Below are 2,770 nucleotides of genomic sequence, written 5' to 3'. Positions count from 1 at the left end.
GCGGCGGCGGGCGCCGCCGGGTCCAGCACCTCGACCGCGTGCCCGCCGGCGGTGAGCAGCCGGGCGGTGGCCGCCAGCAGCGGATGCCCGGCGTCGGGGGTGATCAGGCCGACCCTCACGCGCCGTCCCCCGCCCCCGCCGCCACCTGGAGCGGGATGGTCACCGGCAGCGCGAACGGCGGGGCGGGCGGGCAGCCGCGGCCGCCGCCGGTGCGGGCCAGTGAGAGGACGGCCCGCGCCACCCGGGCGGCCGCGTCCGGCACCTGGCGGAAGCTCGGGAAGTCGTTCACGTCGACCACCACCGGCCCGTCGGGGCCCAGCAGCACGTCCACCCCGTACAGGTCCAGCCCGTACACCTCGCCGACGCGGGCGGCGATCTCCGCCACCTCGGGCGGCAGCGGCACCTGCCGCTCGCGCACTCCGGCGTCCGGGTGCAGGGGGGAGCGGCGCTCGGTGGCGAAGAGTTCGCCGTCGACGCAGTACACCTTGATGTCGGTGCCGCCGTTCGGTACGTACGGCTGCGCGATGAGCATGCCCTCGCCCGCGAGTTCGGGGAGCAGCGCGGCGAGCCGGTCCGGCGAGGGCACCAGGTGCACGGCCCGCCCGGAGCTGCCGTCGGCGGGCTTGACGACCAGCGGGTACGCGGCTTCGGGTATCTCCGCGAGGAGTTCGGGCCGGGCGACGGCGTAGGTCTCCGGCTGGGGCAGGCCCCGGGCGGCGCCGATGGCGGCGGCCAGCGCCTTGTCCCGCACGCCCCGGATGGAGCGGGCGTCGTTGACCGTGGTCAGCCCGGCGGCGGCCGCCGCTTCGAGCAGGGTGAGCCCGGGCCCTCCGGACACGGTCTTGAGCACCCAGGCGTCGTGCGCGCCCGAGCGGACGACGTCGCCCATGCGCAGCAGCGAACCGCCCGGCCGCACCACGTCCACCTGGTGTCCCCACGCGGTCAGTTGCCGGATCACCTCGTTCGGCATGCCGTCACGGCGGTAGTGCTCCTCCACCAGGAAGCAGAGCCTCATGACCTTCCCCATATTCCCCGGACGCCCTCCGCCGATCCCGTCCGGCGAGTTGTGACGTCACAGGATGCCATGGCATAGCCCCGAAACCGCTCCAGAAGTGGCCTTAGTGGGCGCTACGGAGCGTGATAATCGCCAAGAGCTTTCCTAAACGATCAGCAATCCTCTTATAGTTATGCCTCGTTACCACAGGAACCCTCTCTTCCATTTACGCCCGGTTTGAGGCTTTGACTTACATGACGGCGTCGCCTTCCCCCTTTCGCCCCTCCGCGCTCGCGCTGCTGATCACCGCGGCCGCCACGGGCACCCTCTCCGCGGCGGCCGTGTCCGCAGCCCCGGTCTCGGTCCAGACCCCCCTCGGGTGGTTCTCCGCCTGCGGGTCGCTGCTGCTCGCGGTGGCCGCCTGCGCCGTCACCTGGTGGTCGCGCAGCACCCGCTTGCTGCGCGGCCGGCTCTCCACCCTCGCCGGCGAACTCGCCGCCCGCGACGGGCACATCGCCCGGCTGTCCGCCGACGCCGCCCGCGACGCGGCGGCCCACACCGCCGAACGCGGACGCCTCCTCGGCGCGCACACCGGCGAGGTGGACCACCTGACCACCGCCCGGGCCGCCGAACTGGACCGGCTGACCGCCGCCCACGCCGCCGAGCTCGACAGCATGACCGCCGCTCACCTCGCCACCCGTGAGCAGCTCGCCGGGGAACTGCGGCGCGCCCAGTCCGGACGGGCCGCCGCCATGGCCGCCGCCGCCAACGCGGCCGGCCGGATGCAGGCGCTCGCCACCGGAATGCTGGCCGACCTGCGGGAGATGGAACACAAGCACGCCGACGAGGAAGTCCTCGGCGACCTGCTGCACCTCGACCACCGCACCGCCCAGGCCGGCCGTCTCGCCGACTCCATCGCCGTCCTCACCGGAGCCCGCTCGGGCCGCCGCTGGGCGAAGCCGATCGTCATGGAGTCGATCCTGCGCGGCGCGATGGGCCGCATCGGCGGCTACCAGCGGGTCCGGCTGCACTCCACCAGCGAGGCGGCCGTCGCCGGACACGCCGCCGAGGGCGTCATGCACGCCCTCGCGGAACTCCTCGACAACGCCGCGAACTTCTCGCCCCCGACCGCCGAGGTCCACGTCTACGTGGAGGAGGTGCCGGCCGGGGTCATCATCACCGTCGAGGACAGCGGCCTCGTGATGAGCGAGCTCCAGCTGCGCCGCGCCGAACGGGCCGTCACCGCCGAGTCCCTGGACCTGGCCGGGCTCTCCGGCACCCGCCTCGGCCTCGCCGTCGTCGGCCGCCTCGCCCGCAAGCACGGGCTGACGGTCTCCTTCCGGCCCTCCGCCCGCGGCGGCACCGGCGCGCTCATGATGCTCCCGCAGGAGCTGATCAGCCGCAGCCCGGCCGACCCCGTGCCCGCCCCGGCCCTGCTGTCCGCCCCGGAGGCCGCCCCCGCGCCCCGCCCGGAGGCCGAGCCCGTCCACGACGCCGCCGACACCCACGGCGCCCCCGACACCCACGGCGCCCCCGCGCACGAGGTCCCCGCCCACGACTCCGAGTCCACCGGCGAGAACCCGGTGCCCGGCGAGAGCGGACTGCCCCAGCGGCGGCGCGGCCGGACCCTGGCCGCCGCCCACCCCGAGGGCCCCGACGCCGCCGGAGAGGCGGCCCGCACCCCGGCCGCCCCCGGCGCCGCCTCCCAGTCCGCCGCCCGCTTCGGCAGCTTCCGCCAGGCCGTGCGCGGCACCTCGGAGCAGCAGCCTTAAGGGG

Annotated in this window: 2 protein-coding genes; one reads left to right on the top strand and one right to left on the bottom strand. The window is 75.4% G+C overall.

Going from position 1 to position 2,770, the window contains the following annotated elements:
• Positions 1-115 precede the first annotated feature (115 nt).
• Positions 116-1,015 carry a RimK family alpha-L-glutamate ligase gene (locus ACFV0Q_RS40610; protein WP_385013011.1) on the bottom strand — a complete coding sequence of 300 codons (900 nt, stop codon included), beginning with the start codon at positions 1,013-1,015 and terminating at the stop codon, positions 116-118.
• 233 nt (positions 1,016-1,248) lie between these two features.
• On the opposite strand from ACFV0Q_RS40610, the gene ACFV0Q_RS40605 reads away from it, so the two are divergent.
• Positions 1,249-2,766: a sensor histidine kinase gene (locus ACFV0Q_RS40605; RefSeq protein ID WP_385013009.1), complete on the top strand. Its 1,518-nt coding sequence runs from the start codon at positions 1,249-1,251 to the stop codon at positions 2,764-2,766.
• The last annotated feature ends 4 nt before the right edge of the window (positions 2,767-2,770 follow it).

Source organism: Streptomyces sp. NPDC059564 (assembly GCF_042735575.1).
In the GTDB taxonomy this organism is placed as follows: Bacteria; Actinomycetota; Actinomycetes; order Streptomycetales; family Streptomycetaceae; genus Streptomyces.
This window is presented reverse-complemented; position numbering and strand designations above follow the sequence as displayed.

Coding starts and splice junctions, on each gene's coding strand:
- ACFV0Q_RS40610 (WP_385013011.1), bottom strand. CDS start 1,015: ATGAGGCTCTGCTTCCTGGTGGAGGAGCACTACCGCCGTGACGGCATG.
- ACFV0Q_RS40605 (WP_385013009.1), top strand. CDS start 1,249: ATGACGGCGTCGCCTTCCCCCTTTCGCCCCTCCGCGCTCGCGCTGCTG.